Origin of the sequence: Pseudomonas sp. ChxA (assembly GCF_030263855.1) — a bacterium.
Classification (GTDB): Bacteria; Pseudomonadota; Gammaproteobacteria; order Pseudomonadales; family Pseudomonadaceae; genus Aquipseudomonas; species Aquipseudomonas fluorescens_CB.
In genome coordinates, this window is record NZ_JARPMK010000002.1 from 1,362,864 (window position 1) to 1,385,178 (window position 22,315).

Genomic DNA, 22,315 nt, shown 5'->3' on the forward strand with positions numbered 1-22,315 from the left:
TTTTGCATGTGATTTCCCCTGGGGAGGGGGCATCGCAGGCGTCACTGAACTGGCATCACTGAACTGGAAAGGCAAACCAATGCAGCGTCTGTATCGGAAACGCATCGTTCTCGGCGTCGGCGGCGGCATTGCCGCCTACAAGAGCGCAGAACTGGTTCGCAGGCTCCTGGACCAGGGCGCCGAAGTGCGCGTGGTCATGACCCGTGGTGGCAGTGAGTTCATCACGCCGCTGACCATGCAGGCCTTGTCTGGCCACCCGGTTCATCTGGACCTGCTGGACCCGGCGGCCGAAGCCGCCATGGGCCACATCGAGCTGGCCAAATGGGCCGACCTGGTGTTGATCGCCCCGGCCACCGCCGACCTGATCGCCCGCCTGGCCCAAGGTATTGCCGATGACCTGCTGACCACGTTGGTACTGGCCACCGACGCTACCGTCGCCATCGCACCGGCCATGAACCAGGCCATGTGGCGCGACCCGGCCACCCAGGCCAATACCCAGCTTCTGCAAAGCCGAGGCCTAAAAGTGTTTGGCCCGGCGTCTGGCAGCCAGGCCTGTGGCGACGTGGGCATGGGCCGCATGCTTGAAGCCACCGACCTCGCGCTGTGCGCCGCCGAGTGCTTTCAGCACCTGGCCCTCACGGGCAAACATGTGCTGATTACCGCCGGCCCGACCCAGGAAAACATCGACCCGGTGCGTTACATCACCAACCATAGCTCAGGAAAAATGGGCTTTGCCTTGGCGGAAGCTGCGGTCGAGGCAGGCGCACGCGTCACCTTGATCACCGGCCCGGTACACTTGCCGACCCCCGATCGCGTCACGCGAATCGACGTAGTCAGCGCCCGGGACATGCTGGCGGCCTGTGAAGCGGCCATTCCCTGCGACCTGTTTATCGCGTCGGCAGCGGTTGCAGACTACCGCCCGGAAGTTGTCGCCCCGCAAAAGCTTAAGAAGGACCCTACAAGCGGCGACGGCCTGCTCCTGCAAATGGTGCGCAACCCGGACATCCTGGCCACCATCGCCACCCGTCCGGACCGCCCGTTCAGTGTCGGTTTCGCCGCCGAAACCGAGCACCTGCTGGACTACGCCGCACGCAAGTTGAAAGACAAAAACCTCGACCTGATCGTTGCCAATGATGTCGCCAACCCGAGCATCGGCTTCAACAGCGAGGAAAACGCCTGCAGCGTGATCGACCGCGAACTGCACGCCACCCTTTTCGCCCAGACCAGCAAGGGCAAGATTGCCCGCCAACTGATCTCATTTATCGCCCAACGGCTGAACCAGGTTTAATTTACATGCACGCTTTGCAAGCCAAGATCCTCGACCCCCGCATCGGCAACGAATTTCCTCTGCCGGCCTATGCCACTCCGGGCTCCGCCGGCCTGGACCTGCGCGCCATGCTCAAGCAAGACACCGTGCTTGAGCCGGGCCAGACAATCCTGATTCCTACCGGCCTGTCGATCTACGTCGGCGACCCAGGCCTGGCGGCATTGATCCTGCCGCGCTCCGGCCTGGGCCACAAACACGGCATCGTGCTGGGCAACCTCGTAGGCCTGATCGATTCGGACTATCAGGGTGAATTGATGGTGTCGTGCTGGAACCGTGGCAACACCGCATTCAACATCGCTGTCGGCGAACGTATTGCTCAGTTGGTGCTGGTACCGGTGGTACAGGCGCACTTCGAACTGGTGCAGGAGTTCGACGAAACTCAGCGCGGCGCAGGTGGTTTTGGGCATTCCGGCAGCCACTGACTAAGCTGAACCTTGCCGGACGCACTTGTCCGGCAAGACGCCACCGCATGGCTATTCAGGATGAAGAATGTGCGGATTTATTCAGCGAGATTTCCACAATGAAATCAATGTATTACGCGACTGCCCAAGCAGCGTCAGCACGCCGATGGCATTTTTGCACCACGAACTCTCTGCCGAAAACACCGTCATACCCTTCAGTTTGAGCCTGCCGGTCAGCCACTTTAAGGCCAGCTTTGCCCCCTTCAGATGGAGTTCACCCCCGCGATGAGTACCGCAGCCCGAGTAGCCCCGACATTCCCCGACAGCATCTTCCGCGCCTACGACATTCGTGGCGTGGTGCCCAAGACCCTGACCGCCGAAACCGCCTACTGGATCGGCCGCGCCATCGGTGCCCAGAGCCTGGCCCAGGGCGAACCTAATGTCTCGGTAGGTCGCGATGGCCGCTTGTCCGGCCCGGAGCTGGTGGAACAACTGATCCAGGGCCTCGCTGACAGCGGTTGTCACGTCAGCGACGTCGGCCTGGTGCCGACACCGGCGCTCTACTACGCAGCCAACGTACTGGCCGGCAAGTCCGGGGTGATGCTCACCGGCAGCCATAACCCATCGGACTACAACGGCTTCAAGATCGTCATCGCCGGTGACACCCTGGCCAACGAACAGATCCAGGCCCTGCACGATCGCCTCAAGACCAACGACTTGACCAGCGGCAAAGGCAGTGTCACCAAGGTCGACATTCTGCAACGCTACTCTGACCAGATCACCGGCGACGTCAAACTCGCCCGCCGCCTGAAAGTGGTGGTGGACTGCGGCAACGGCGCAGCCGGCGTGATCGCTCCGCAACTGCTCGAAGCCCTTAACTGCGAAGTGATCCCGCTGTTCTGCGACGTGGACGGCAACTTCCCCAACCACCACCCAGACCCAGGCAAGCCGGAAAACCTGGTGGACTTGATCGCCAAGGTCAAGGAAACCGGCGCCGACGTGGGCCTGGCGTTCGACGGTGATGGCGACCGTGTTGGGGTTGTGACCGACACTGGCGAAAACGTGTTCGCCGACCGCCTGCTGATGCTGTTTGCCCGTGACGTGGTGGCGCGCAACGCCAACGCCGAAATCATCTTCGACGTGAAGTGCACCCGGCGCCTCACGCCGCTGATCAAGGAATATGGCGGGCGCCCGCTAATGTGGAAGACCGGTCATTCGTTGATCAAAAAGAAAATGAAGGAAACCGGCGCGTTGTTGGCCGGTGAAATGAGCGGCCACGTGTTTTTCAAAGAGCGCTGGTTCGGGTTTGATGACGGTATTTACAGCGCCGCCCGCCTGCTGGAGATCCTCAGTAAGGAAAAATCCACGGCGCAGGAGCTGTTTCAGACCTTCCCGAATGATATTTCTACGCCAGAGATCAATATACATGTGACCGAGGAGAGCAAATTCAGCATCATTGACGCACTGCACGATGCGCAATGGGGCGAAGGCGCCAACCTGACTACCATTGATGGTGTGCGAGTCGATTACGCCAAAGGCTGGGGCCTGGTTCGCGCGTCCAACACCACACCGGTGCTGGTACTGCGCTTCGAGGCGGATACCGAGGCTGAGTTGCAGCGCATCAAGGACGTGTTCCACGCCCAGTTGAAACGTGTTGCCCCTGATCTCCAATTACCGTTCTGATTTTTTACCGGAGCCCTGAATGACCCTCGAACGCGAAGCCGCTGCCAATACTGCCAAGGTCCTGTCCGAAGCGTTGCCTTACATTCGACGCTACGTCGGCAAGACGCTCGTGATCAAGTACGGCGGCAATGCCATGGAAAGCGACGAGCTGAAAACTGGTTTTGCCCGCGACATCGTGTTGATGAAAGCCGTGGGGATCAACCCGGTGGTCGTCCATGGTGGCGGCCCGCAAATCGGCGACCTGCTCAAGCGCTTGTCGATCGAGAGTCACTTCATCGATGGCATGCGCGTCACTGACGCGCAGACCATGGACGTGGTGGAGATGGTCCTTGGTGGCCAAGTCAACAAAGACATCGTCAACCTGATCAACCGCCACGGCGGCAGCGCCATCGGCCTGACCGGCAAGGACGCGGAACTGATCCGTGCGAAAAAACTGACCGTTACCCGTCAGACGCCGGAAATGACCCAGCCGGAAATCATCGACATCGGCCAGGTCGGCGAAGTGATCGGCATCAACACCGACTTGTTGAACCTGCTGGTCAAGGGCGACTTCATCCCGGTGATCGCGCCAATCGGCGTGGGCGCCAACGGTGAGTCCTACAACATCAACGCGGACCTGGTTGCCGGCAAAGTGGCTGAAGCACTGAAAGCCGAGAAGCTGATGCTGCTGACCAACATCGCCGGCCTGATGGACAAGGAAGGCAAGGTGTTGACCGGTTTGACCACTCAACAAGTGGACGAACTGATCGCCGATGGCACCATTTACGGCGGCATGTTGCCGAAGATCCGTTGCGCGCTGGAAGCGGTGCAAGGCGGCGTGGGCAGTTCGCTCATTCTGGATGGCCGCGTACCGAACGCGATTTTGCTGGAAATCTTCACCGATACGGGTGTGGGTACGCTGATCAGTAACCGCAAGCGGCCTTAAACGGCGAAAACAAAAGGCCCCGCTCAATCACATTGAGCGGGGCCTTTTTTGTTTTCACCGTTCCAATGTGGGAGCTGGCTTGCCTGCGATGACGGCGGCACATTCAAGAACTGCACCGCCTGACATACTGCTATCGCGGGCAAGCCCGCTCCCACACAAGCCCGCTCCCACAGGTGTTCGGTATCAGACGCCGAACTGCTCGCGGTACGCACGCACCGCTGGCAAATGCTGCTTGAGCTGCGCGTCATCTTCCAGGTATTGCAGCACCTGGTTCAGCGACACGATGCTCACCACCGGAATGCCGAAATCACGCTCCACTTCCTGGATTGCCGACAACTCACCGTTGCCGCGCTCCTGGCGGTTCAGCGCGATCAGCACGCCGGCGGCCTTGGCGCCTTCCTGAGACGCGATGATCTGCATCACTTCACGAATGGCGGTGCCGGCGGTGATCACGTCGTCGATGATCAGCACGTCGCCCTTTAGCGGGGCACCGACCAGGCTGCCACCTTCGCCATGCGCCTTGGCCTCTTTGCGGTTGAAGCACCATGGCAAATCCAGCTCATGATGTTCAGCCAGGGCCACGGCGGTAGCGGCCGCCAGAGGGATGCCCTTATAGGCCGGGCCGAACAGCACGTCGAAGGAAATACCGCTGTCAACGATGGCTGCCGCGTAGAAACGACCCAGCTGAGCCAGGGCCGAACCCGAGTTGAACAAGCCTGCATTGAAGAAGTAAGGGCTGGTGCGCCCAGACTTCAACGTGAACTCACCGAAGCGTAAAACGCCGCGATCGATGGCAAAACGAATGAAATCGCGTTGATACGCCTGCATGAAAAAAGCCTCAGATACCACGGATTTAGCTAATTAGGTAGACGGCGTGTATCATACACGCACGCGATTTTTGGGGCCATTTATGCGGATCATCAGTGTGAACGTCAATGGTATTCAGGCTGCAGTCGAGCGTGGTTTGCTCAGTTGGCTGCAAGCACAGAATGCCGACGTCATCTGCCTGCAGGACACCCGCGCCTCCGCCTTTGAACTGGACGACCCAGCCTTCCAACTGGATGGCTACTTCCTTTATGCCTGTGATGCCGAAGTCCCTGCCCAAGGTGGCGTGGCTCTGTACTCACGGTTGCAACCCAAGGCGGTCATCAGCGGCCTCGGCTTCGAGACAGCCGACCGCTACGGGCGCTACCTGCAAGCCGATTTCGACAAGGTCAGCATCGCGACCTTGCTGCTCCCTTCGGGGCAGAACGGCGATGAAGACTTGAACCAGAAGTTCAAGCTAATGGACGATTTCGCCCGTTACCTGGATAAACAGCGACGCAAACGTCGCGAGTACATTTACTGTGGCTCGCTGTACGTGGCGCAACAGAAGCTGGATATCAAGAACTGGCGCGACAGCCAGCAATCACCGGGCTTCCTGGCGCCGGAACGGGCCTGGATGGACGAGATTGTCGGCAACATGGGTTATGTGGATGCCCTGCGCGAAGTCAGCCGTGAAGGCGACCAGTACAGCTGGTGGCCGGATAACGAACAGGCGGAGATGCTCAACCTGGGCTGGCGTTTCGACTACCAGTTGCTGACTCCCGGCCTGCGCCGGTTCGTTCGTAGCGCACGCTTGCCGCGTCAACCGCGCTTTTCGCAGCACGCGCCGCTGATCGTGGACTACGACTGGACATTGACCATCTAAGGTCTTTTTCCAGGCACAAAAAAACCGACATCGCTGTCGGTTTTTTTGTGCCTGTTCGTTATTTGACCACTCGCCAGGTCAGTGGGTAGCGATAGGCTATCCCCTTGTTGGCCTTGATGCTGCCGATGATCGTCAGCACCACCGTGGCAATCGCCAGGGCAAACATCAGGAAAAACCCGATCACTGCGAAGGCCAGCACGATGCACGCCATCCAGGCGATGGCCACGGTGATCTGGAAGTTCAGGGCTTCCTTGCCCTGATCGTCAATGAACGGGTCCACTTCCTTCTTCATCTGCCACAGGATCAATGGCCCCACGACACTACCGAAGGGGAACACAAACCCAAGAAACGCCGCGAGATGACACAACATGGCACTCTGGCGCACTTCGTAGGAAGGCGTAGGCACCGGCATTTGGCTGTCATTCATGGCGCTTCTCCTTGAGGCGGGCTCAGTCGGCCAGTGCGGCGTTCTGCAGTTCGAAGATTTCGCTCATGCCTTTCTGGGCCAGGGCGAGCATAGCGTTGAGGTCGGCTGGCTGGAATGGCGCGCCTTCGGCGGTGCCCTGCACTTCGATGAAACCACCGGTGCTGGTCATCACCACGTTCAGGTCGGTCTCGGCGGCCGAGTCTTCCAGGTAGTCCAGGTCCAGCACTGGCTCGCCCTGATACATGCCCACCGACACCGCGGCGATCATCTGCTTGAGCGGGTCGCCGCCTTTGAGGCCGCCACGCTTCTTGATCACTTTAAGCGCATCAACCAGGGCTACCATGGCGCCGGTGATGGAGGCGGTGCGGGTGCCGCCGTCAGCCTGGATTACGTCGCAGTCGACGTACAGGGTCACGTCGCCCAGCTTGGACATGTCCAGGGCTGCGCGCAGCGAGCGGCCGATAAGGCGCTGGATTTCCAGGGTGCGGCCGCCTTGCTTGCCACGGCTGGCTTCACGTTGGTTACGCTCGCCGGTGGCGCGCGGCAGCATGCCGTACTCGGCAGTCAACCAACCCTGGCCCTGGCCTTTAAGGAAACGCGGCACGCCGTTTTCGACACTGACAGTGCAAATTACTTTGGTATCGCCAAACTCGACCAGTACAGATCCCTCGGCGTGTTTGGTGTAGTTGCGGGTAATGCGGATCGAGCGGAGCTGATCGGCAGCGCGACCACTTGGACGTTTCATAGGGGATACCTGTACGAAGGACGAAAAACTGCCGAGCATTATAGAGCCGCGAACCGTTTCGGGGCACTTCTAAAAAATCCGGTTACGAATGTTCAGACTATTGCCCATTGTTTGGGCGCGCTCGCCCCACTGCGCTACAATCCTGCGCCTTCGCAGCCTGTCGGCTTCAACTTACTTATCAGCCCGTATTTGCGGGACTGCATCGCGAGGTACTTCCATGGTGCACAGCATGACCGCCTTCGCCCGCGTCGAAAAAGCCGGCGTCCAGGGCACCCTGAGCTGGGAACTGCGCTCGGTCAACAGCCGCTACCTGGAGCCGCACCTGCGCCTGCCGGAATCCTTCCGCGACCTCGAAGGCGCGGTGCGTGAAGCGTTGCGCCAGGGCATCTCGCGGGGCAAGCTGGAATGCACCCTGCGTTTTACCGAAGAAACCACCGGCAAACCGCTGCAGGTCGACCGCGACCGCGCCGCGCAACTGGTAGCCGCCGCCGAAACCATCGCCGGCCTGATCAAGCAGCCGGCCGCGCTGAACCCGCTGGAAGTGCTGGCCTGGCCCGGCGTACTGGTGGCCGATGCTACCGACCCGCAAGCCCTCAATGCCGAAGCCCTCGCCCTGTTCACCCAGGGTTTGAAGGAGCTCAAGGCCGGCCGCGAGCGCGAAGGCGCCGAGCTGGCCCGTTTAATCAGCGAGCGCCTGACCTCGATCGAAGAGGACGTGGTCACCCTGCGCGAGCTGGTGCCGCAGATGCTCGCCACCCAGCGCCAAAAGGTGCTGGACCGCTTCACCGACATGAAGGCCGACCTCGACCCCGTGCGCCTGGAGCAGGAAATGGTGTTGCTGGCGCAAAAAAGCGACGTGGCCGAAGAACTCGACCGCCTGAGCACCCACATTCTTGAAGTGCGCCGCGTGCTCAAGTCCGCCGGTGCCGCCGGTCGGCGCCTGGACTTCCTGATGCAGGAACTCAACCGAGAAGCCAATACACTGGGCTCCAAGGCGTTTGATCCGCGCAGCACCACGGCTGCGGTCAACCTCAAAGTGTTGATCGAACAGATGCGCGAACAAGTACAGAATATTGAGTAAGGCAACTTTCATGACCCACAGCACCGGCACCCTTTACATCATTTCCGCCCCTTCGGGGGCGGGCAAGAGCAGCCTGGTCAAAGCCTTGACCGACGCTGACGAGCAGATCCACATCTCAGTCTCGCACACCACCCGCGCCATGCGCCCAGGTGAAGTGAACGGCGTGCACTATCACTTCGTCGAGCGCACCGAATTCGTCAAGATGATCGAACACGGCGACTTCCTGGAGCGCGCCGAAGTGTTCGGCAACCTTTATGGCACCTCGCAAAGCCACCTGCAGCAGACGCTGGACGAAGGCCACGACCTGATCCTGGAAATCGACTGGCAGGGCGCCGAACAAGTGCGCCAGCTGATGCCCAAGGCGCGTTCGATCTTCATCCTGCCGCCGTCTTTGGAGGCGTTGCACCAGCGCCTGACCAACCGTGGCCAGGACAGCGATGAGATCATCGAAGGCCGCATGCGCGAAGCTGTCAGCGAAATGAGCCACTACGTCGACTACGACTACCTGATCATCAACGACGATTTTGCCCACGCCCTGGATGATTTGAAGGCGATTTTCCGCACCAATCAGCTCCAGCAAAAGCGTCAGCAGCAGCGTTTTGGCAAATTACTGGCTGAACTGCTCGGTTGATTGGCTCTTCCCAAAACCGCTGCAAGGGCTTTACATTGGCACTTGTAGCGGTTTTGCGAGGGCGCGGGAAAAATCAGCGCTTCCCTTAACGCTGGTGATTTTTTAAACTGTTTAGTCCGCTCGCCCAACCGGGCAGCGCGCATCTTGCATTCGCTCCGAGGAATACCATGGCCCGCGTAACCGTTGAAGACTGCCTAGAACACGTGGATAACCGCTTTGAGCTGGTCATGCTCTCTACCAAGCGTGCCCGTCAACTGGCCACCGGCGGCAAAGAGCCCCTGGTCCAGTGGGAAAACGACAAGCCTACCGTTGTAGCCCTGCGTGAAATCGCTGAAGGCCTGATGAGCTACGAGTTCATCGCCAACGCTGAAATCGTTGAAGACGAACCGCTGTTTGCAGCGTTCGAGGACGAGTCCAACGAGGCCGTCTAAGCCTATGCCTGGTCGACGTAGCACGGCGCGGGGTCACAGCCAACGGCAGGAGTTCATACTTTGCCGAGCATAGACGCCCTCGCCGATCGCTTATCGGCCTACCTCGGCCCAGACCAGGTCAACCTGGTCCGCCGAGCGTATTTCTACGCCGAACAAGCCCACGACGGCCAACGCCGCCGAAGCGGTGAGGCGTATGTCACGCATCCTCTTGCGGTGGCCAATATTCTTGCCGACATGCACATGGACCATCAGAGCCTGATGGCCGCGATGCTGCATGACGTGATCGAAGACACCGGCATCGCCAAAGAAGCGCTGAGTGCGCAATTTGGTGAAACCGTGGCCGAACTGGTCGACGGGGTCAGCAAACTGACCCAGATGAACTTCGAGACCAAGGCCGAAGCCCAGGCAGAAAACTTCCAGAAGATGGCCATGGCCATGGCACGGGATATCCGTGTGATTCTGGTCAAGCTGGCCGACCGGCTGCACAACATGCGCACGCTGGAAGTGCTGTCCGGCGAAAAACGCCGGCGCATCGCCAAGGAAACCCTGGAAATCTACGCGCCCATCGCCAATCGGCTGGGCATGCATGCCATTCGCATCGAATTCGAAGACCTCGGTTTCAAGGCCATGCACCCAATGCGCTCGGCGCGCATCTACCAGGCGGTCAAGCGAGCACGCGGCAACCGCAAGGAAATCGTCAACAAGATCGAAGAGTCGCTGAGCCACTGCCTGGCGATCGACGAGATTGAAGGCGAAGTCAGCGGCCGGCAAAAGCACATCTACGGCATCTACAAGAAGATGCGCGGCAAGCGCCGGGCCTTCAATGAGATCATGGACGTGTACGCGTTCCGGATCATCGTCGACAAGGTAGACACCTGCTACCGCGTGCTGGGCGCTGTACATAATTTGTACAAACCCCTGCCGGGCCGCTTCAAAGACTACATCGCCATTCCCAAGGCCAACGGCTATCAGTCGCTGCACACCACGCTGTTCGGTATGCACGGGGTGCCGATCGAGATCCAGATCCGTACGCGGGAAATGGAAGAGATGGCCAACAACGGCATCGCGGCGCACTGGCTATACAAATCCAGCGGCGACGAACAGCCCAAAGGCACGCACGCCCGTGCTCGCCAGTGGGTCAAAGGCGTGCTGGAAATGCAGCAACGTGCCGGCAACTCCCTGGAATTTATCGAAAGCGTGAAGATCGACCTGTTCCCGGACGAGGTCTACGTGTTCACGCCAAAAGGCCGAATCATGGAGCTGCCCAAAGGCTCCACGGCGGTCGACTTTGCCTACGCGGTGCACACCGACGTCGGTAACAGCTGCATCGCCTGCCGGATCAACCGACGCCTCGCGCCGCTGTCCGAACCGCTGCAAAGCGGCTCCACGGTCGAGATTGTCAGCGCACCCGGCGCGCGCCCGAACCCGGCCTGGCTCAACTTCGTGGTGACCGGTAAAGCGCGGACACACATCCGCCACGCCTTGAAGTTGCAACGCCGCTCCGAATCCATCAGCCTCGGCGAACGCCTGCTGAACAAGGTCCTCAACGGTTTCGACAGTGCCCTGGACAAGATCCCGACAGAGCGCGTGCAGGCGATGCTCCATGAGTACCGCCAGGAAACCATCGAAGACTTACTGGAAGACATCGGCCTGGGTAACCGCATGGCCTACGTAGTCGCACGCCGCTTGCTCGGCGAAGGCGAACAGTTGCCAAGCCCGGAAGGCCCGCTGGCGATTCGCGGCACCGAAGGCCTGGTACTCAGCTATGCCAAATGCTGTACGCCGATCCCTGGCGACCCGATTGTCGGCCACTTGTCGGCGGGCAAAGGCATGGTGGTGCACCTGGACAACTGCCGCAACATCACCGAAATCCGCCACAACCCGGAGAAATGCATCCAGCTTTCCTGGGCCAAGGATGTCACCGGCGAATTCAACGTCGAGCTGCGCGTGGAGCTGGAGCACCAGCGCGGCCTGATCGCCTTGCTGGCCAGCAGCGTCAACGCGGCCGACGGCAATATCGAAAAAATCAGCATGGATGAACGCGATGGCCGCATCAGCGTGGTCCAACTGGTGGTCAGCGTGCACGACCGCGTGCACCTGGCCCGCGTGATCAAGAAACTGCGCGCCTTGACCGGGGTCATCCGTATCACCCGCATGCGTGCCTAACAGACCTATTACAAGGAGTCACACATGACCAAGACAGTTATCACCAGCGACAAAGCCCCAGCCGCCATCGGCACTTATTCCCAGGCGATCAAGGCGGGCAACACCGTCTACATGTCCGGCCAGATCCCGCTGGACCCAAAGACCATGGAACTGGTTGAAGGCTTCGAAGCACAAACCGTACAAGTCTTCGAAAACCTGAAATCCGTAGCCGAAGCCGCCGGTGGTTCGTTCAAGGACATCGTCAAGCTGAACATCTTCCTCACCGACCTGAGCCACTTCGCCAAGGTCAACGAGATCATGGGCAAGTACTTCGAACAACCGTACCCAGCCCGCGCCGCCATTGGCGTTGCCGCCCTGCCAAAGGGCGCACAGGTTGAGATGGACGCGATTCTGGTCATCGAGTAAAACACCCGGCGCAGCCTCAACAGGCTGCGCCGACTTCGTTTCAGAAGGATTTCATGATGCGCAAAGCGCTTGTAGCCTTATCAACGCTCGCCCTGTTGCTCGGCGGCTGCGCCAGCAACCCCGCCGACCGGGATGTAAGCGGCACCTGGATCAACCAGGCCGCCATCAACGCGGCAGCCAAGGGCGGCCCTTTGCGTGAAGCGTTGCAGAGTTTTGGCCCGAACCTCGAATGGGAGGTCAACACCAAGGCTTTGCAGGCGCGCTACTACAACGGTTTTGAAGTCGCCGAAGGCAAGTTGCTCGGCGATAAATCCGGCGCCTGGAGCGTCGAGTTCTACGGCAGCTCCGCCACCGAACTCAAGCGCAAAGGCAAGCAACTGCTGCAAGTGGCCAACGATAACGAGCCCGAGCAGCTGTTCGCCCGCGCCAAGGACCCCGCTCCGGAAGGTGCGCCACTGGGTGCCAACTTCGAACGCACACTGTATGCAGCCTATATGGGCGGCGACTGGAAGATTACCGACGGCAACGGCGACGGCGCCACAGTGCAGTTCCAGGCCGACGGCAAGGTCGCCGGCCTGCCAGGCGTCGACCGCTACTCGCTGTGCCTGGCGGGCGACTGCGCCTCCATGAGCGGCGGCTATGACAGCATCTGGCTGCAACTGAATGGCCAGGGCAACCCGTGGATCTTCGCGCGCAAGGGTAAACAGCTGGAAATATTCCAGGCGATCAACACCGCCCAGGCAGACGAGGTGCCGCAGTTCACACCTGGCCCGCGCCAATGGCTGCTTGAGAAGAAATAACCGGAAGCACGCTGATCCACATGTGGGAGCTGGCTTGCCTGCGATGAAGATGGTTCGGTCGAGATAGATGTCGACTGATACTTCGCTATCGCACGCAAGCCAGCTCCCACATTTTTTCGACTGCGTCTCAGCCCTTGAGAATCGCCGCATACCCTTCGCGATAACTCGGGTAGGTCGGCATCCAGCCCAACGCTTTGGCCCGGGCATTACTGCATTGCTTACTGCCCGCGCGCCGCACACTGGCGTCATCCGCCCACTCCGTGACGCCCAGGTACTCACGCAACCAACCGACCACCTCCGCCAATGGCGCCGGGGCGTCGTCGACGCCGATGTAGACCTTGTCCAGCGCGCCGCCCTGCTCTACATGACGCAGCAAAAAGGCCAGCAAACCCGCCGCATCATCCGCGTGAATCCGGTTGCCATATAAAGGCGGATCGATTGCCACGCGATAGCCCTGGCGTACCTGGGTCAGCAGCCATTCGCGGCCCGGGCCGTAAATCCCGGTCAAGCGCACGATACTCGCTGGGATCCCACTGTTGAGCGCGACCTGCTCGGCCTCCAACATGACCTGGCCGGAATAGCCCGTCGCCTTGGTATCAGATGTTTCGTCGACCCACTCACCATGCTGCTGGCCATACACGCTGCTGCTGGAAACAAACAGCAGGTGCTTGGGCTCCTGGCCGTAGTCACTCAGCCACTCCAACACATGCTGCAACCCTTGCACGTATGCCGCGCGATACCCGGCCTCATCGTGGTCGGTGGCGGCCGCGCAATACACCAGGTAATCCACCCCGCCGATCGGCCAGGTGTCAGGGCAATCCTTTTTAAACAGGTCGCCGGCAATGCCGATCACGCCATCGGGGAGCTTTGAAATATCACGGCGCAGGCCATGAACCTCCCAATTCGCGGCGAGCAATTGGCTGGCCAGCCGACTACCCACATCGCCGCAACCGGCAATCACAACAGAAGGCGCAGACATCATAAAACTCCGTTCTTAAAGGTCTAGATTAGCCTTCGCAGATGACGAGCGGCCAGAAAAAGGACAAATAAAGTAACTGTATTACTTCTGTTAACAAGAATTACTTGCAATAATAACCGCCCATTTGTCCTCGACCCCCAAGGGTCTGGCAGGACGATCACTCATTTTTTCCTCTCAGGTCCGGCCAGCATGACACGTAATACAAACCCCGCTTCGCCAACCAAGCTTCACAGCCCATCCCGCGCCTGGCGTGCGATTGCTGCGCTGCTGTTCAGCGTACTGCTGGCACCGACCGCCGCCTTCGCTGATGCCACCGCCCCAGCCACACCGGCGGCTGCCGAGCACACTGGCGCTACGCCAGCCGCTCCTGTTGCTGCGCCGGTTGCCACCGACCCGGCCCAGGCTGCAGGCGACGTTGCACCGGCCGACGAAACCGGTGTAGTGCTGGAAGAAGACAACAGCCTGGGCATGGCCCATGACCTGTCGCCGTGGGGCATGTACCAGAACGCTGACGTGGTGGTAAAAGCCGTGATGATCGGCCTGGCTATCGCCTCGATCATCACCTGGACCATCTGGATCGCCAAGGGCTTTGAGCTGCTGGGCGCCAAGCGCCGCCTGCGCACTGAGATCGTCCACCTGAAAAAAGCCACCACCCTCAAGGAAGCCAGCGACACTGCGACCAAAAAGGGCACCCTGGCCAACCTGCTGGTACACGACGCGCTGGAAGAAATGCGCCTGTCGGTCAATACCCGCGAAAAAGAAGGCATCAAGGAACGCGTCAGCTTCCGCCTCGAGCGCCTGGTTGCAGCCTGTGGCCGTAACATGAGCAGCGGCACCGGCGTGCTGGCTACCATCGGTTCCACCGCACCGTTTGTCGGCCTGTTCGGCACCGTGTGGGGCATCATGAACAGCTTCATCGGCATCGCCAAAACCCAGACCACCAACCTCGCCGTCGTCGCCCCCGGCATTGCCGAAGCCCTGCTGGCAACCGCCCTGGGCCTGGTTGCAGCAATCCCTGCGGTGGTGATCTACAACGTTTTCGCCCGTTCGATTGCCGGCTACAAGGCCCAGGTATCGGACGCGTCGGCAGAAGTTCTGCTGCTGGTGAGCCGCGACCTCGATCACCTGCCTACCGAGCGCAGCTCGCAACCGCACATGGTGAAAGTGGGGTAATCGGCCATGGGCCTGCATTTGAATCAAGGCGACGACGAGCTCGTCGAGAACCACGAGATCAACGTCACGCCGTTTATCGACGTAATGCTCGTACTGCTGATCATCTTCATGGTGGCCGCGCCGCTGGCCACCGTGGATATCAAGGTCGACCTGCCCGCGTCCAGCGCCAAGCCTGCGCCGCGGCCGGAGAAGCCGATTTTCCTTAGCGTCAAGGCGGACCAACGCCTGTTCCTGGGCGAAGAAGAAGTCAAAGCTGAAACCTTGGGCCCGGTGCTCGACGCCAAGACCCAAGGCAAAAAAGACACGACGATCTTCTTCCAGGCCGACAAAGGCGTGGACTACGGCGACCTGATGAGCGTGATGGATGCCTTGCGGGCAGCCGGCTACCTCAAGGTAGGCCTGGTCGGACTTGAGACGGCAGCCAAGAAATGATCACGACGCGCCACAAACTGACGCGTTATGGCACCAGCCTCGCCGTCGTGCTGGGCGTGCATGCCGTCGCGATCATCATCGCGCTCCAATGGTCCGCGCCGCATCCGGTAACGTTGCCACCGGCGGCCATGGTCATCGACCTGGCGCCGATGCCTGCACCGCCACCGCCGGCGCCGCCAAAGGTTGTCACGCCGCCGCAGCCACCTGCCCCCGTGGAAGAGCTGCCTTTGCCGAAACTGGCCGAGGCGCCGAAGCCAACGATCCAGGTGCCCAAGCCGGTCAAACCCAAACCCAAGCCTCAGCCGCCCAAGCCGGTGGAGAAGAAGCCCGAGCCGCCCAAGGAAAAACCTTCCGAAGAGCCGCCGAGCGAAACCCCTCCGACCAACGCACCCGCTGAAAAATCGGCTCAACCGGTTCCTGGCCCGTCGCCACAACAGGTCGCGGCCAAAGCTTCCTGGGAAGGCACCCTGCTGGCGCACTTGCAGAAGTACAAGAAGTACCCGCCAGGTGCCCAACAGCGTGGCAAGGAAGGTTTGAACCGCCTGCGCTTTGTGGTGGATGCCGAAGGCAACGTGCTGTCCTATGAGCTGGTGGGCCGCTCCGGCAACGCCGACCTGGACCGTGCGACCCTGGACATGATCCGTCGTGCCCAGCCACTGCCCAAGCCACCGGCCGATATGTTGAAAGGCGGAAGCGTCGAAATCGTCGCGCCGTTCGTTTACAACATCGAGAAGCGCCGCCGGTAAGCAGCAAACGGGAGCTGGCTTGTGTGGGAGCCGGCTCCCACACAAGCCAGCTCCCACATTTGGTTTCACCACTTCAGCAAAATCCTCAACATTCCCCGCTCAATCCCCATCAAAGTTCTGATAACGTGCGTCTATCGATTGCAGCCGTTATGCTTGGCCCGCAACCTCATGGACGCCCGCTATGACTCTTACAGAATTACGCTACATCGTGACCCTCGCCCAAGAGCAGCACTTCGGCCACGCGGCCGAGCGTTGCCATGTCAGCCAGCCGACGCTGTCGGTGGGCGTGAAAAAGCTTGAAGACGAACTCGGTGTGCTGATTTTCGAGCGCAGCAAGAGCGCCGTGCGCCTGACGCCAGTGGGCGAAGGTATCGTCGCCCAGGCCCAAAAGGTTTTGGAGCAAGCGCAAAGCATTCGCGAACTGGCCCAGGCCGGCAAGAACCAGCTGACCGCACCGCTCAAGGTCGGCGCCATCTACACTGTCGGCCCATACCTGTTCCCGCACCTGATTCCGCAGCTGCACCGCGTTGCGCCGCAGATGCCGTTGTATATCGAAGAAAACTTCACCCACGTGCTGCGCGACAAACTGCGCAACGGTGAGCTGGACGCAATCATCATCGCCCTGCCGTTCAATGAGGCAGACGTGCTGACCCTGCCGCTTTACGACGAGCCGTTCTACGTGCTGATGCCGGCCTCCCACCCGTGGACGCAGAAAGACACCATCGACGCCGGCCTGCTCAACGACAAAAGCCTGCTGCTGCTGGGCGAGGGTCACTGCTTCCGCGATCAGGTACTGGAAGCCTGCCCGACCCTGACCAAGGGCAACGACGGCGCCAAACACACCACCGTGGAATCCAGCTCCCTGGAAACCATTCGCCATATGGTTGCTTCCGGCCTGGGTATTTCGATTCTGCCGTTATCGGCAGTGGACAGCCATCACTACGCCCCCGGCGTGATCGAAGTGCGCCCACTCACGCCGCCGGTGCCATTTCGCACTGTGGCGATCGCCTGGCGCGCAAGCTTCCCACGCCCGAAAGCCATTGAGATCCTGGCCGACTCGGTTCGTCTGTGCTCGGTGGCCAAGCCGAATGCTGCGAGCTGATTAACGGTATGACAGAGCTGTCGCAGGTGTCGGTCACCGCACTCAAGGGTGTCGGTGAAGCCATGGCCGAAAAGCTGGCCAAGGTCGGCCTGGAAAACCTTCAGGACGTGCTGTTCCACCTGCCCCTGCGTTATCAGGACCGCACGCGCGTGGTGCCCATCGGCCACTTGCGCCCTGGGCAGGATGCAGTGGTCGAAGGCACCGTCAGCGGCGCCGACGTGGTAATGGGCAAGCGCCGCAGTTTAGTCGTGCGCCTGCAGGACGGCACTGGCGGCCTGAGCCTGCGCTTCTACCATTTCAGCAACGCGCAAAAGGACGGCCTCAAACGCGGCACCCGCGTGCGTTGCTATGGCGAGGCGCGCCCCGGCGCATCCGGCCTGGAAATCTACCACCCGGAGTACCGCGCAATCACTGGCGACGAGCCGCCTCCGGTCGATACCACACTCACGCCGATCTACCCGCTGACCGAAGGCCTGACCCAGCAACGCCTGCGCCAGCTGTGCATGCAAACGCTGACGATGCTCGGCCCCAAAAGCCTGCCCGACTGGTTGCCTCTGGAGTTGGCGCGCGACTACCAACTGGCGCCGTTGGACGATGCGATTCGCTACCTGCATAACCCACCCGCCGACGCCGACGTCGATGAACTCGCACTGGGCCATCACTGGGCCCAGCATCGCCTGGCCTTCGAAGAACTGCTAACACACCAATTGTCCCAACAGCGCCTGCGCGAAAGCATGCGTTCTCTGCGCGCGCCGGCGATGCCCAAGGCCACGCGGTTGCCTGCGCAATACCTGGCCAACCTCGGCTTTGCGCCAACGGGCGCGCAGCAACGCGTGGGCAATGAAATCGCCTACGACCTCAGCCAGCACGAACCCATGCTGCGGCTGATCCAGGGCGACGTGGGTGCGGGCAAGACCGTAGTCGCCGCCCTCGCCGCCTTGCAGGCGTTGGAAGCCGGTTACCAAGTGGCGTTGATGGCGCCCACCGAAATTCTCGCCGAACAGCACTTCATCACCTTCAAGCGCTGGCTCGAACCGCTGGGCCTGGAAGTGGCGTGGCTGGCCGGCAAGCTCAAGGGCAAGACCCGCGCTGCGGCGCTGGAGCAGATTGCCGGTGGCGCACCGATGGTGGTGGGCACTCACGCACTGTTCCAAGACGAAGTGCAGTTCAAGAACCTCGCCCTGGTGATCATCGACGAGCAACACCGCTTCGGCGTGCAACAGCGCCTGGCCCTGCGCCAGAAAGGCGTGGGCGGCCGGATGAATCCGCATCAACTGATCATGACTGCCACGCCGATCCCGCGCACCCTGGCCATGAGCGCCTACGCCGACCTCGACACGTCGATCCTTGATGAGCTGCCGCCGGGTCGCACGCCGGTCAATACCGTGCTGGTCACCGACACGCGCCGCGTCGAGGTCATCGAACGCGTGCGCGGCGCCTGCGCCGAAGGCCGCCAGGCGTACTGGGTGTGCACGCTGATCGAAGAATCCGAAGAGCTGACTTGCCAGGCAGCCGAGACCACATTTGAAGACCTCACCAGCGCCTTGGGCGAGCTGAAGGTCGGGTTGATCCACGGGCGCATGAAGCCCGCAGAGAAAGCCGCAGTAATGGCCGAATTCAAGGCTGGCAACCTGCAACTGCTGGTGGCCACCACCGTGATCGAAGTCGGTGTGGACGTGCCCAACGCCAGCCTGATGATCATCGAAAACCCCGAACGCCTCGGCCTGGCCCAACTGCACCAACTACGCGGCCGTGTGGGCCGGGGCAGCGCCGCCAGCCACTGCGTGCTGCTGTACCACCCGCCGCTGTCACAGATCGGCCGTCAGCGCCTGGGCATTATGCGCGAGACCAACGACGGTTTTGTCATCGCCGAAAAAGACCTCGAACTGCGCGGGCCCGGTGAAATGCTGGGTACTCGCCAGACCGGCCTGCTGCAATTCAAGGTCGCCGACCTGATGCGCGATGCCGACTTGCTGCCTGCCGTGCGTGATGCGGCGCAAGCGCTGCTGGAGCGCTGGCCGGAGCATGTCAGCCCGTTGCTGGATCGCTGGCTCAGGCATGGGCAGCAATACGGCCAAGTGTGACGCCTGACTCACTTATCCAACCAACAGTTGTATCAAGCTGGTTATACTTCGGTGACTGTACGAAATTGGATCAGGCCATGTCAGAAGTTGCCCTCGCCACAGCCCCACTGACCGCCCCGCCGGTCATTCGGGCTCTGCTCGCAAAGCTCGCCATCCCCTACACGGAAGTGACCGAACACGCCGGCCTGAATCCCGCTCGAAAGGTCCAGGCGGTACTGCTGGAAGATGCCGTTGGCGCACTCATGGTGCTGTTCCCGCAGAGCCAGTTGCTCGACCTCAACCGCCTGGCTGAACTCACCGGCCGGCGCCTCACGGCCGTGTCGCCGGACCGCATCGAGCGCATGCTGGCCAAGCACGACTTGAGCCTGTTGCCGGGCTTGCCGGCGCTGACCAGCTCGCCATGCCTGTATGAAGGCAGCCTGCTCAGCGAGCCAAGCCTGTATGAAGGCAGCCTGCTCAGCGAGCCAAGCCTGTGGGTGCATTCCGGTGAGGCCGGGCTACTGCTGGAAATCGCCAGCAACGATTTCAAGAGCATGCTCACCAAGGCCAGCGCCGGGCACTTTGGCGAGCCGCTGAGCAACATCCGCCCCAACCTCGATCGCCCCAATGATGACCGCGAGGAAATCACCCAGGCGATGCAGGCGTTCACTGCACGCCGAATCCAGCAGCGTCTGGAAGCGACCATCGAGATTCCGCCGCTGGCCGACACTGCGCAGAAAATCATCAAGCTGCGCGTCGACCCCAACGCCACCATCGATGACATCACCAGCGTCGTCGAAACCGACCCGGCCCTCGCTGCCCAAGTGGTGAGCTGGGCCGCGTCGCCGTACTACGCCTCGCCGGGCAAGATCCGCTCTGTAGAAGACGCCATTGTGCGTGTGCTGGGCTTTGATCTGGTGATAAACCTGGCACTCGGCCTGGCCCTGGGCAAAACCTTGAGCCTGCCCAAGGACCACCCGCACCAGTCGACGCCGTACTGGCACCAGTCGATCTACACCGCCGCCGTGATCGAAGGCCTGACCCGCGCCATGCCACGCGCCCAGCGCCCGGAAGCAGGCCTGACATACCTCGCCGGCCTGCTGCACAACTTCGGCTACTTGCTGCTGGCGCATGTTTTCCCGCCACACTTCTCGCTGATCTGCCGTCACTTGGAGGTCAACCCGCACCTGTGCCATAGCTATGTCGAGCAGCACCTGCTGGGCATCAGCCGCGAGCAGATCGGCGCGTGGTTGATGCGCTACTGGGACATGCCGGACGAACTGTCCACTGCCCTGCGCTTCCAGCACGACCCGACCTATGATGGGCAATATGCCGAATACCCGAACTTGGTGTGCCTGGCCGTGCGCCTGCTGCGCAGCCGTGGAATTGGTTCCGGGCCGGATGAAGCCATCCCGGATGCCCTGCTGGAGCGCCTGGGCCTGAGCCGGGAAAAGGCTGAAGAAGTGGTCGGTAAAGTGCTGGATGCCGAAGTGCTGCTACGCGAACTCGCGTCCCAGTTCAGCCAGGGATAAGTCTGTCGCCTGCTTCATAGCTTTCGCAGGCAAGCCAGCTCCCACAGTTGACCGAGTTCCAACGTTGGAATGCAGTCAACTGTGGGAGCTGGCTTGCCTGCGATGAATGCAACTCGGTCTGCCTGAAAGACCTACTTCTTTTTCTTCGGCTTCAAATACTTGGTCAACCCCTGAAACCAGATTACCAGCGCCGGGTTGCCCTTGATCTGAATCGACTTGTCCTGAATGCCCGTCATGAATGCCAACTGCTTGTTCTTCGCCTGCATCGTGGCGAAGCCATAGGCGGCATCTTTAAAGGCAATGGCAAACGCCGGCGCTGGGTGGACACCCGAACGGCTGGTGATGCGCTGGTCTTTGACGATGAAGTGACGGGCAACCTTGCCGTCGAGGGTCTGCAACTGGAACGCCAGGTCTTTGTCACCCAGCTGTTGCTGGAAAGCAGGGTTGGTGCGGCTGGCTTTGCCCATCATCAGGCCCAGCACCCACAGCAGAAGACGAAATTTCATGCACACAGCCTCAATGTAATTATTAAGTGGCCGCAGCAGTGTAACGATTTACCGACAGAACGCCACCGATCTCGCGCTTTAGCAGGAGATCGGCAGGCGTTTAACGCTTATAGCAACATGTTGCTTAAACGTTAGGGCACGGCACTGGCGCCCAGTCGGCCAGGTTTGGATCGCGGCAGGTGCCTTCAATCTGCGCCTTACCGGCGCTGGCGACCTGCTTGCTTTCAGCTTGCTTGGCTTGCACGGTCTGAATGCTCTTCTCGGTGGTCACCGCTTCCTTCGGCACGGTTGGCAGCACCGGCTTTTTGGCGACTTTTGCAGGCGCCTTGCCCTTCTTCGCCGGCACCACTTGCGGGGTTGTGTCGGCTTGGGCCACGGTCACCACGTCGGCGCGCTGTACACCCACTTGTTGCAGGTCTTGCTCGTAGGCCTGGGTGTAGTTGTTCAGGTCTTCGCTGGCCTTGCCATTCACAGCAACGATCAGGTCGTTGGACTCTTTCAAGCCTGCAACGATTTCCGCCAGGCGCTTGCGGCCTTCGGTATCGTTGACAGTCTTGGCCTTGCGGTCGGCCACCAGCTTGGTGAATGCGCTCTGGTAGCACTGCTGGGATGCCTTGGCATACGCGGTGCTGCGGTCGATGTCGGAGGCGCTTTTGTTGAAGTCGGTGGAGTACGACGCGATGCGCTGGTTGTCATCGGTGATCTGCTTCTGACGCTCGGTGTAGTAACCCGCTGCGCCACCCGCCAGGGCGCCGCCCGCTGCACCGATGGCGGCATTGCGGCCGCGCTTGTCGGAGTCGCCGGTGAGCGCGCCCAGCAATGCACCGCCGGCTGCGCCCAGGGCTGCTCCCGTCACGACCGACTTGGTCATGTTCGAATCGGTTGCACGCAGGTGCTGCACCGGCTCATAGCAGTTGGGGTAGTACTCGACCTTGGTGCTCGACGCGACCTTGGAGGCCGGCGACGTGGCGCAACCGGTCAATACGGTGCTGAAACCAGCTGCGATCAGCAGCAGGTGACGCTTGGAAACCGCCTTACGGGAAAAAAGCATAGGTGTGTTCTCTGTTAAG

22 protein-coding genes and 1 pseudogene are annotated in these 22,315 nt (G+C 60.9%); 17 read left to right on the top strand and 6 right to left on the bottom strand.

Annotation, left to right across the window (positions count from 1 at the left end; translation table 11 throughout):
- Positions 1-79 precede the first annotated feature (79 nt).
- The 4 genes and pseudogenes from coaBC (at position 80) to argB (ending at position 4,336) form a co-directional block, all read left to right on the top strand.
- Complete coding sequence (gene coaBC, locus P5706_RS32070) at positions 80-1,288, top strand: bifunctional phosphopantothenoylcysteine decarboxylase/phosphopantothenate--cysteine ligase CoaBC (RefSeq protein WP_015886530.1); 1,209 nt, start codon at positions 80-82, stop codon at positions 1,286-1,288.
- A 5-nt stretch (positions 1,289-1,293) separates the two neighbouring features.
- Entirely contained in the window at positions 1,294-1,749 is a 456-nt protein-coding gene (gene dut, locus P5706_RS32075; protein WP_056860833.1) for a dUTP diphosphatase, read from the top strand.
- Between the two features lie 240 nt (positions 1,750-1,989).
- Positions 1,990-3,411: pseudogene (locus tag P5706_RS32080) on the top strand (phosphomannomutase/phosphoglucomutase); the annotation flags it as partial.
- A 19-nt stretch (positions 3,412-3,430) separates the two neighbouring features.
- A complete protein-coding gene (gene argB, locus P5706_RS32085) occupies positions 3,431-4,336 on the top strand; it encodes an acetylglutamate kinase (protein WP_015886532.1) in 906 nt (301 codons plus the stop codon).
- 183 nt (positions 4,337-4,519) lie between these two features.
- Here the strand turns inward: argB and pyrE are convergent, their stop codons facing one another.
- Complete coding sequence (gene pyrE, locus P5706_RS32090; RefSeq protein ID WP_017135848.1) at positions 4,520-5,164, bottom strand: orotate phosphoribosyltransferase; 645 nt, start codon at positions 5,162-5,164, stop codon at positions 4,520-4,522.
- An 82-nt stretch (positions 5,165-5,246) separates the two neighbouring features.
- Between pyrE and crc the strand changes: the two genes are divergently transcribed.
- On the top strand, positions 5,247-6,026 hold the full coding sequence (gene crc / locus P5706_RS32095; RefSeq protein WP_003176915.1) for a catabolite repression control protein Crc: 780 nt from the start codon (positions 5,247-5,249) through the stop codon (positions 6,024-6,026).
- 58 nt (positions 6,027-6,084) lie between these two features.
- Here the strand turns inward: crc and P5706_RS32100 are convergent, their stop codons facing one another.
- Positions 6,085-6,453, bottom strand: coding sequence for a DUF4870 domain-containing protein (locus P5706_RS32100; protein ID WP_200432373.1), 369 nt, complete (start codon positions 6,451-6,453; stop codon positions 6,085-6,087).
- A 22-nt stretch (positions 6,454-6,475) separates the two neighbouring features.
- Complete coding sequence (gene rph / locus P5706_RS32105) at positions 6,476-7,198, bottom strand: ribonuclease PH (protein ID WP_057961002.1); 723 nt, start codon at positions 7,196-7,198, stop codon at positions 6,476-6,478.
- Positions 7,199-7,415: 217 nt separating this feature from the next.
- Between rph and P5706_RS32110 the strand changes: the two genes are divergently transcribed.
- The 6 genes from P5706_RS32110 (at position 7,416) to P5706_RS32135 (ending at position 12,712) form a co-directional block, all read left to right on the top strand.
- Complete coding sequence (locus P5706_RS32110; RefSeq protein WP_285684451.1) at positions 7,416-8,279, top strand: YicC/YloC family endoribonuclease; 864 nt, start codon at positions 7,416-7,418, stop codon at positions 8,277-8,279.
- A 10-nt stretch (positions 8,280-8,289) separates the two neighbouring features.
- Positions 8,290-8,910, top strand: coding sequence for a guanylate kinase (gmk, locus tag P5706_RS32115; protein ID WP_285684453.1), 621 nt, complete (start codon positions 8,290-8,292; stop codon positions 8,908-8,910).
- A 167-nt stretch (positions 8,911-9,077) separates the two neighbouring features.
- Positions 9,078-9,341, top strand: coding sequence for a DNA-directed RNA polymerase subunit omega (gene rpoZ / locus P5706_RS32120; RefSeq protein ID WP_003176920.1), 264 nt, complete (start codon positions 9,078-9,080; stop codon positions 9,339-9,341).
- Positions 9,342-9,401: 60 nt separating this feature from the next.
- Positions 9,402-11,507, top strand: coding sequence for a bifunctional GTP diphosphokinase/guanosine-3',5'-bis pyrophosphate 3'-pyrophosphohydrolase (gene spoT, locus P5706_RS32125; RefSeq protein ID WP_016975931.1), 2,106 nt, complete (start codon positions 9,402-9,404; stop codon positions 11,505-11,507).
- A 24-nt stretch (positions 11,508-11,531) separates the two neighbouring features.
- Positions 11,532-11,912, top strand: a complete 381-nt coding sequence (gene ridA / locus P5706_RS32130; RefSeq protein ID WP_003176922.1) for a deaminase RidA — start codon at positions 11,532-11,534, stop codon at positions 11,910-11,912.
- Between the two features lie 56 nt (positions 11,913-11,968).
- The gene (locus tag P5706_RS32135; RefSeq protein ID WP_285684456.1) at positions 11,969-12,712 is read left to right on the top strand and encodes a hypothetical protein; all 744 of its coding nucleotides are present in this window, start codon (positions 11,969-11,971) and stop codon (positions 12,710-12,712) included.
- Positions 12,713-12,839: 127 nt separating this feature from the next.
- Here P5706_RS32135 and P5706_RS32140 read toward each other — a convergent pair whose 3' ends face one another.
- Positions 12,840-13,691, bottom strand: coding sequence for an SDR family oxidoreductase (locus tag P5706_RS32140; protein ID WP_285684458.1), 852 nt, complete (start codon positions 13,689-13,691; stop codon positions 12,840-12,842).
- Between the two features lie 189 nt (positions 13,692-13,880).
- On the opposite strand from P5706_RS32140, the gene exbB reads away from it, so the two are divergent.
- The 6 genes from exbB (at position 13,881) to P5706_RS32170 (ending at position 20,739) form a co-directional block, all read left to right on the top strand.
- Positions 13,881-14,864: a tonB-system energizer ExbB gene (gene exbB, locus P5706_RS32145; protein WP_200432368.1), complete on the top strand. Its 984-nt coding sequence runs from the start codon at positions 13,881-13,883 to the stop codon at positions 14,862-14,864.
- Positions 14,865-14,870: 6 nt separating this feature from the next.
- A complete protein-coding gene (exbD, locus tag P5706_RS32150; protein WP_003195519.1) occupies positions 14,871-15,296 on the top strand; it encodes a TonB system transport protein ExbD in 426 nt (141 codons plus the stop codon).
- The gene (locus P5706_RS32155) at positions 15,293-16,042 is read left to right on the top strand and encodes an energy transducer TonB family protein (RefSeq protein ID WP_285684462.1); all 750 of its coding nucleotides are present in this window, start codon (positions 15,293-15,295) and stop codon (positions 16,040-16,042) included. The genes exbD and P5706_RS32155 overlap by 4 nt, the downstream gene beginning before the upstream one ends.
- Positions 16,043-16,223: 181 nt before the next feature.
- Positions 16,224-17,144 (top strand): hydrogen peroxide-inducible genes activator, encoded by a 921-nt coding sequence (locus P5706_RS32160; protein ID WP_017135841.1) that lies wholly within the window; start codon positions 16,224-16,226, stop codon positions 17,142-17,144.
- Positions 17,145-17,152: 8 nt separating this feature from the next.
- Positions 17,153-19,228: an ATP-dependent DNA helicase RecG gene (gene recG / locus P5706_RS32165; protein WP_200432366.1), complete on the top strand. Its 2,076-nt coding sequence runs from the start codon at positions 17,153-17,155 to the stop codon at positions 19,226-19,228.
- Between the two features lie 77 nt (positions 19,229-19,305).
- Positions 19,306-20,739: an aminoacyl-tRNA deacylase and HDOD domain-containing protein gene (locus tag P5706_RS32170; protein WP_285684466.1), complete on the top strand. Its 1,434-nt coding sequence runs from the start codon at positions 19,306-19,308 to the stop codon at positions 20,737-20,739.
- A gap of 131 nt (positions 20,740-20,870) precedes the next feature.
- Here the strand turns inward: P5706_RS32170 and P5706_RS32175 are convergent, their stop codons facing one another.
- Positions 20,871-21,245 carry a hypothetical protein gene (locus P5706_RS32175; RefSeq protein ID WP_003195530.1) on the bottom strand — a complete coding sequence of 125 codons (375 nt, stop codon included), beginning with the start codon at positions 21,243-21,245 and terminating at the stop codon, positions 20,871-20,873.
- Positions 21,246-21,369: 124 nt separating this feature from the next.
- Complete coding sequence (tagQ, locus tag P5706_RS32180) at positions 21,370-22,296, bottom strand: type VI secretion system-associated lipoprotein TagQ (protein ID WP_200432364.1); 927 nt, start codon at positions 22,294-22,296, stop codon at positions 21,370-21,372.
- Between the last annotated feature and the right edge of the window lie 19 nt (positions 22,297-22,315).